This is a genomic window from Paraburkholderia sp. RCC_158 (assembly GCF_041355255.1).
In the GTDB taxonomy this organism is placed as follows: domain Bacteria; phylum Pseudomonadota; class Gammaproteobacteria; order Burkholderiales; family Burkholderiaceae; genus Paraburkholderia; species Paraburkholderia graminis.
In genome coordinates this window covers 1-7,647 of sequence record NZ_JBFUPM010000055.1, presented here as the reverse complement: position 1 = coordinate 7,647, position 7,647 = coordinate 1, and the positions used below count along the sequence as shown (strand labels likewise).

Genomic DNA, 7,647 nt, shown 5'->3' with positions numbered 1-7,647 from the left:
GTTTGGCATTCAACCTGCACCTCTGAGTTCTTCAAATTAAGAAAATTCAGAGGCGACATCTAGTGTGACGCAGGGGGTCGACCCGCAGGTATCCGTCATGACGGACGACGTGATCGAAGGACGAATCTCCGAAAATAGCTTTCGGCGAGCTATTACCACCCTCGCTGGGGCACCTGTTCTCGGGACCTTGTGTGCACAAATAATGCTCGTACCCGCCGCGCTAATGATCGTGCACGTCGCCGAACTGATTTGAAGCGGAGGGTGCCCCTTGGGATGCTGGGGTGGACCGCTCACGGGGATGGTCAGGCCGATCCCAACTTGTTAGCGCGACCATCCGTCAGGCGCGGTCCGGCCAAAAGCCGTCATTCAGTATGAGGAAATCGTTAGTCATAGGGCGTCCGGTGCATGTCGGATAACTGCCGTTCAAGACCGGAAAACTTGCTATAGAAGTTCGCAGGCCACACGACCATGAGAGAATTCTTGCTCTTGCACCTGTTCTCATCCTCGTCGCCTCATGAAGATCCTCGAATACACAGGCCTCGACACCTCACGCGTTAGGGCCAGCTACGACAAGGTGTCCGCGGCCATCGCTCGCCACGACTTCCGTGCTGCCCAAGTCAAGAAGCTCGCCAATCTGAGCCACGGCAAGTTCTACCGGGCGAAGCTGGATGACGCCGACCGGCTGTTGTTCTCGCTGGTGCGCCACGGGGATGAAGTCTGCGCACTGATGCTGGAAGTGATCGCCAATCACGCCTACGATAAGTCACGCTTCTTGCGCGGCGCGGCGATTGACGAGAGCAAAATTCCAGACATCAGCGCTGATGACGCCATCAGGGAGGCGCAAGCTCTGCGCTACCTTCATCCCGAGCGTACCGGCATTCACCTGCTCGACAAACCGATCTCGTTTGATGACACGCAGGAGACCATTTACCGACAGCCACCTCCCTTGGTTGTCATCGGCAGCGCTGGCAGCGGCAAGACCGCATTGACGCTTGAAAAGCTCAAGCATGCCGAAGGTGAGGTCCTCTACGTCACTCACTCCGCCTTCTTGGCGCAGAGCGCCCGCGACCTTTATTACGCGAACGGTTTCGAGCATAGCGGTCAGGATGCCGTATTTCTGTCCTACCGGGAGTTTGTCGAGTCGATCCGCGTTCCGGCAGGACGCGAGGCTAGCTGGCGCGACTTTGCGGGCTGGTACTCCCGTATACGGCAGAACTTCATGGATGTCGAAGCCCACCAGGCTTTCGAGGAGATTCGCGGCGTGATTGCTGCCGGGTCGGGCGGTGTCCTGTCGCGCGACGATTATCAAGCACTGGGGGTGCGTCAATCGATCTTTCCCGTAGAACGGCGCGACCAACTCTACAATCTGTTTGAGAAGTATCGCGCCTGGCTGGCCGAGGCAAAGCTGTACGACCTGAATCTTGTCGCCCACGACTGGCAAGCGCTGGCTGCGCCGCGCTACGACTTCGTGGTTATTGACGAGGTTCAGGACATCACCACCGTGCAACTCGCGCTCGTGCTGAAAACCCTGAAGAAGCCTGGCCATTTCATGCTCTGCGGGGATTCCAACCAGATTGTCCATCCCAATTTCTTTTCCTGGAGCCAGGTCAAGAGCCTGTTCTGGAAGGACCCGAAACTGGCCGAACGACAGGAATTGCGCGTGCTAGAGGCCAACTTTCGCAACGGCCTGGAGGCCACTCGCGTCGCCAATCAGTTGCTCAAGATCAAGCAGCGGCGCTTCGGCTCCATCGACCGCGAGAGCAACTTCCTGGTCCAGGCCGTCGGCGGCGACACCGGCCAGGTTACGCTGATACCCGACAAGGACGCCACCAGGCGCGAACTGGACCAGAAGATTCGCCAATCCACCCAGTTCGCCGTCCTGGTAATGCGCGATGAGGACAAGGCCGACGCCCGCAAGCACTTTGCCACGCCGCTGTTGTTCTCGATCCACGAAGCCAAGGGTCTCGAATACGAGAATATCGTGCTCTACCGCTTCATCTCGGATCACCGCGGCGAGTTCAACGATATCGTCGAGGGCGTCGCCAAGGCCGATCTGGCGGTCGAGACACTGGATTACAAACGCGCCAAAGACAAGAGTGACAAGTCGCTCGAAGTCTATAAGTTCTTCGTCAATGCCCTGTATGTAGCGCTGACGCGCGCCATCAAGAACATCTACATGATCGAGTCGGACACAGGGCATGAGTTGTTCGGGTTGCTGGATCTCGGCGTCGGCCAGACCAAGATCGAAGCCAAACAATCCACGCTCGAAGACTGGCAGAAAGAAGCACGCAAACTCGAACTTCAGGGCAAGCAGGAGCAGGCGGAGGCCATCCGCCGCACCATCCTGAAGCAGGTTCCGGTGCCCTGGCCGGTGTTCGATGAGGCCAAGGTCAAGGAACTTCTGATCAAGGTCTTCCGCGAGCAGTCTTCGGGCAGCAAGGGCAAGCAGCAACTCTTTGACTATGCCACCTGTTTCGACGAACCGCAGCTCGCCGAGTGGCTGGCAGTTGAGGCGAAATTCGAGCAGGCACGGACCTTTGATCAGCAGCGCGCGGTGTTCGCCCGCAAGAGCTACGTCCCTTACTTCGCCAACCACTTCAAGGACATCCTCAGGCAGTGTGACCAGCATGGCGTCGATCATCGCCTGCCAATGAACCAGACGCCACTGATGGCCGCAGCTGCTGCAGGAAATGTGGCGCTGGTGGAAGCCCTGCTGGAGCGCGGTGCCGACCGCGATGCCGTCGATCACTATGGTCACAATGCACTGCACTGGGCTTTGCGTCAGGCATTTGGCGATGCAAAGTTCGCTGCTGGCCCGCTGGCGGCAATCTATGAATGCCTGGCCCCACCCTGCATTGATGTCAGAGCGGGTGATCGCCTGGTCCGCATCGACCGGCATCTTTCTGAATACTTTCTGTTCCACACCCTGTGGGTAATGTTCAAAGCCCGATTCAGCAAGATACGACGCAATGCAGACAGCGCGTTCCAGACCCAAATCATCCTCGATGCCTGGCAACACTTACCCGCTAACGTAGTGCGACCGGAGCGCAACAAGCGCCAGCATCTTTCTGGCGTGCTGGCGAGGAACGAAATCGACAGAGACTATGCCTACAATAGATCCCTGTTTCTGCGTGTATCCACCGGACGGTACCAGTTCAATCCCAAACTCGCTGTGCGTCGCCGCCAGGGCGAAGAAGTAAACTGGATCCCGATCTACACGGCACTCAATCTCCCGTTGATTAGCGAGTTTGCCTACAACGACGGCTGGATCAGCACCTGGGACAATATTGACAAGCTTGTGATCCTTGCCGGACTACCTGAACGAACCACACCTATCGCGGCTGAACGCTTCACCGAGCGGCAAGCGGCCAAAATGAGGGAGTTGGACGAACGCAGAGCCAATCAACTTGCTGCCAAAGCACGCATTCGTGCAGCCGCCGAAGCCACCCAAAACAGAGCAGCACCATGGGGAACAAAGGAAGCCAAAAGGCTTGAAATCGAGCGTGTGAGACAAGAAATCGAAAGACGGAAGAAGGATTGACGTGCCGATCCTCGTTGGCCGTATAAAGCGCTTCGCATAACGCCGATTAATCGCCGGCGGACTCGAAGAGTCGACGGCCGCTGTGCCTTGGAAGCGGTCACAGCGGCTGCGCTGTTCGGAGCGGCAGCAGTGGGTCGACAAGCCCCTGTTGATCAGCCTGTTTCCCGCGACTTCACGATCTTCGCGCGCTGCTTTTCGGCCAGTGTTTGAAGATCTGGCGCCGCCTTTTCCAACTTAAACTGCCGCCTAAACCGTTCCGGCAGCGGGTTGACCTTCGGTGTGGCGGGAATCGTCTGCCTCTCTGGACGCGGCGCTGAGATCAACTCCCGTGGCGTGCAGCTCAGCAGCGATCCCAATCGCGGCAGATCGTCGTGGTGAAGCAGCACGACGCCGAGCTTCGCCGCTGCTTCAACCGCCGAGCGAGTGAATTGAGTGTTCGTGACAACGGCTGCGTGCGTTGCGCCGTAGATTCCTTTTGCCGAGTAAGCTTCTTGGACAGCGCGATTACCGACCGGCTTCGAGTATTTTTTACATTGGATCGCCACGCGACGATGGCCCGACTTCGCCAACACGTCGAGCCCCTGATCGCCACTGGCCTTAGTCGTCTCGGTCTGCCAGCCACGAGCGCTCAACGACCGCGCGACTGCGTGTTCGTAGTCGACGCCTGTCATACTAGGTGTGACTGTGACGCTGCGCGAAATAGGGAGCGCCGGCGCGGGTGGCGCGGCATCGAGTGTTTTGACGGCCCAGCGCAGCAACAGGAAACAGATAACGATGGCCGGAGCGATGATAAGGATGGCCGGGTGAATAATCACGAGGCCGATGAGGCCGAGGAAACTCCACATGGCCGGCTCAGTGGATTCGAGCCATGGAATGCGAAAGATTCGACTTTTCCCGGCGCAGCCGAAGATGATGACATTGCTCCCTAAGCAACTCTTCCATTTTTATTCCGCGTTTTGTTGGCGCCCTATGGCGTCGTTATAAGTTACAGAATCTTAGCAGCGAAGCACTCGCGCGAAACGGGATGTCGCCCGTACTCGTTGACAATTACAAGTGTCAATGCGGCTCCCCGCAACGGCGATGTCTATCTGATTCCAACGTTCAGTCGACGGGACGCGCGTTGAGCTGGTGCTAACGGCCAGGAGCCGCCGGTCGAGGCGTCTATCCACTTTGCATGCCCGAGGTCTCGTCCGTCCCCGCGCAATGGCCGGTTTCCGGCGAGCAAATTGACAGCGGTATTGCCTCAAGCGGCCAGGAGCGGCCGTTCGGCGCAGCCTCATAGTTCGTCAGCAATCACCTGACGGAAGCGGACTAGATCGCGCATATTCTCCCCTTGTTTGGGCGTTGAGCGGGGACTTCAAGGACGCTGAGTACTGCAAGAAGATTACGCTGGCGCTGTGTCGGAAAATTTAATCGCCAACGCAGTGCTCCATACGTGATAGTCAGTAAATAGCTCGCGTACGCAATTCCAAAGATCGAATTAAACACCACGGTCGCTGACAATCCGTCTTCGCTCGACTCACCGTGTCCTAGATATGCGAACAGAGCGAAGGCCAATATGGCGAATGCGCCAAACATAGAGGCCTGTTTCCATCTGCTTTTTCCCCAAAAACGAGGGAGCCGCGGTAGGTAGTAAATCTGACTGTCCGGCATGGTCCCGTCGAGGGAGCCGGCCGCGAAGGCTACGAAGACACGCCGGTCGACAGGATTGCGAAAACCATAAACAAGATGTCGGCCAGACGACGCCTCTGACGCAATCGCCAAGCGTATGCTATCGCCCTCCGCGAGCGGCAACTCCATCTTACTGTAGTAGGGGATGCAATCTTTCGGCGTATATAGGACGACGAAGACGCCATTCACCTGAAATCGAAACGAACGCATTGTGCCGTGGTTAGAACTATTCCCGTTCCAATCGGTTGTCACCGTAAACTGCGTGCACTCTAACTCGGCTACCTCGCCTTCTAGCTGGACGATCTGCGCGTGCCGCAACCGATCCTTAACGTCGTCAGAGAGATTCTCCTGGACATCGTTTGGCGTACTGGTTGAGGAAGGATGATTTCGTGATTTGAGTCGGTGCGCCATTCGCTCAGGGGAAAAGGACGATTGACGAAGAATGCCACGGTCCAATGGGCCGAGGCAACCACGAACATCGTGGTTGGTTTGCCCCAATGCCAATGATCGACGCCGACCGGTTTATGCTTTTCGAATAGCGTTCAGGCGCGTGCTGCCGGTCGCGACCGTGCGAGATTCGAGCAGTCCACGTTTTTGCATGAGACAGTGATCGGCCAGAAGCCGACTTCGACAAACCCCGAGCGACTGGCCGTTCTCCCTGGACCTTGCGACACTCGAATCGCGCCAAGCCATGCACCGAAATCGAGATGCTCCATCCTGGACGCACTCAGCCCATCTTCAGGACCGGCTCGGCCCGAGCTAGTGGGCTTTCAAGAATCGGACAATCAGCCCGGCGATCTCTTGCGGTGCATCTTCGAAGCTGTAATGGCCGACTCCCGCGAGTCGATGAATCGGCGCCTTGGGAAAGATCTCGCTGAACAGCGGCAGAAAGTGTTGAGCCGCCAGCGTGCGATCGGCCTCTCCCCAGATGGCAAGCGCTGGCTTTGAACGGACCGCGTCGAGTGCCGTCGCGTCAGGCACCTCGAAACGGTGTGCTCCGATCGCGAAGCCCTTCGCCCAGCCAATCGCGCCGGCGCAGTCGGTCGGCCCGGCGAAACGTGAGCCGTAGGCGTGCAGCCACGTATCGCTGATACGCGCGTGGTTCTCGAAGCCGTTGAGCTTCAAGGTACTCAAAATATTGAACCCCAGTTCGCCCAGCACGGATTCAAGACGGCCTTGCGAATCAGCGCGGAGGATCCACTGGAACCATGGTGAGACTGCGACATTCGCGTTCAGCCGGTCGAATAACGTGCTTTGACCGAACGGCGTCGGGCCGTTGGTGCTGATGATCCGGCGAATGCGGCCCGAATGCCGCGCGGCGAGTCCCATGCCAACTGGGCCGCCGAAGTCATGCATGACCAGAGTGATGTCGTTTAAATCCAGGGCAAGCACAAGCTTTTCAAGGTTGTCGATATGATCCTGTAGCCAGTAGGTCCGATTTTTCGGCGTCTCGCTCTTGCCGAACCCCATGTGGTCCGGCGCAATCACACGATAGTCGCCGGCGAGTGCATTGATCAGATCCCGGAACAGATATCCCCACGTCGGTTCGCCATGAAGGCACAGGACGACCTCGCCATCAGAGGGTCCTTCGTCGACGTAATGCATGCGAAAGCCCGCAACGTCGCTGAAGCATGGCGGGAACGGAAACGTGCCGTCAAATGTGTCAGTGGATGGTGTCATACGGAGTTCCTTGATGAATGGACCGGCGGGCACGCCAGCCGCTCAAAGAGGTTAAACTTTGACAGTGCCGTCAGAGTCAAGCCTATCTTTCGGGGGATGTCATGCGTATCGGAGAGCTGGCTCGCCGCACCGGCGTCAGTGAGCGGATGCTGCGGTATTACGAACACGAAGGTCTGCTCAATCCAAAGAGGACCGATTCGGGCTACCGCGATTACGGTTCCGACGAAGTGGTCGCCGCACAGCGCATCCGCATGCTCAGCGCAGCAGGATTGAAGATCAGCAGTATCCGGCTGTTGTTGCCTTGCGTACTCGGCGATAAACCTATGTTTCATCCATGCGCCGAAGCGCGCGCATTGTTACGCGGTGAAGTCGAAAAGCTCGACGTTCGGCTGCACGAACTCAGTGAGACGCGAGAAGTCGTTGTGAGACTGCTCAATGCGATCGACACCAACGAGCCATTGCCCCTCTGACCACTGCGTGCGTTTGAGCATTGACGCACTGCAACTGGGCGACGCCCATCAAGTTGACGCGTTGCGATAGCGGGCGAAGCGAATGCTCCGGACCACGCCTCAAGAAATATTCGCGCGAACGACCGCAATAAAACGTGCTTGTGGCGCTCGCAAACAAGCGTTCGATGGCAGACAAGGGTCGAACTGAGCCCGACGCCGCGCCGCCTATTGAAGTTGACCCGCGAAAACGGACGCCTATCCTTTTGAAGAAGGAGGTGCCGAAATGGGCAAGCATCGTACCCCGTA

General features: G+C 57.7%; 4 protein-coding genes and 1 pseudogene. 3 read left to right on the top strand and 2 right to left on the bottom strand.

The features are described 5' to 3' along the window. Positions 1-61: 61 nt before the first annotated feature. Positions 62-253: pseudogene (locus AB6809_RS35945) on the top strand (lipid II flippase family protein); the annotation flags it as partial. 261 nt (positions 254-514) lie between these two features. Beyond that, positions 515-3,541 carry an ankyrin repeat domain-containing protein gene (locus tag AB6809_RS35940; RefSeq protein WP_371028572.1) on the top strand — a complete coding sequence of 1,009 codons (3,027 nt, stop codon included), beginning with the start codon at positions 515-517 and terminating at the stop codon, positions 3,539-3,541. Positions 3,542-3,693: 152 nt separating this feature from the next. Here the strand turns inward: AB6809_RS35940 and AB6809_RS35935 are convergent, their stop codons facing one another. Together AB6809_RS35935 and AB6809_RS35930 are read right to left on the bottom strand one after the other, a co-directional pair. Continuing rightward, complete coding sequence (locus AB6809_RS35935) at positions 3,694-4,386, bottom strand: restriction endonuclease (protein WP_371028571.1); 693 nt, start codon at positions 4,384-4,386, stop codon at positions 3,694-3,696. A gap of 1,585 nt (positions 4,387-5,971) precedes the next feature. Beyond that, the gene (locus AB6809_RS35930) at positions 5,972-6,892 is read right to left on the bottom strand and encodes an alpha/beta fold hydrolase (RefSeq protein WP_371028570.1); all 921 of its coding nucleotides are present in this window, start codon (positions 6,890-6,892) and stop codon (positions 5,972-5,974) included. 101 nt (positions 6,893-6,993) lie between these two features. Here AB6809_RS35930 and AB6809_RS35925 point away from each other — a divergent pair, with 101 nt between their 5' ends. After that, positions 6,994-7,362, top strand: a complete 369-nt coding sequence (locus AB6809_RS35925) for a MerR family transcriptional regulator (RefSeq protein WP_371028569.1) — start codon at positions 6,994-6,996, stop codon at positions 7,360-7,362. The last annotated feature ends 285 nt before the right edge of the window (positions 7,363-7,647 follow it).

Coding starts and splice junctions, on each gene's coding strand:
- AB6809_RS35940 (WP_371028572.1), top strand. CDS start 515: ATGAAGATCCTCGAATACACAGGCCTCGACACCTCACGCGTTAGGGCC.
- AB6809_RS35935 (WP_371028571.1), bottom strand. CDS start 4,386: ATGTGGAGTTTCCTCGGCCTCATCGGCCTCGTGATTATTCACCCGGCC.
- AB6809_RS35925 (WP_371028569.1), top strand. CDS start 6,994: ATGCGTATCGGAGAGCTGGCTCGCCGCACCGGCGTCAGTGAGCGGATG.
- AB6809_RS35930 (WP_371028570.1), bottom strand. CDS start 6,892: ATGACACCATCCACTGACACATTTGACGGCACGTTTCCGTTCCCGCCA.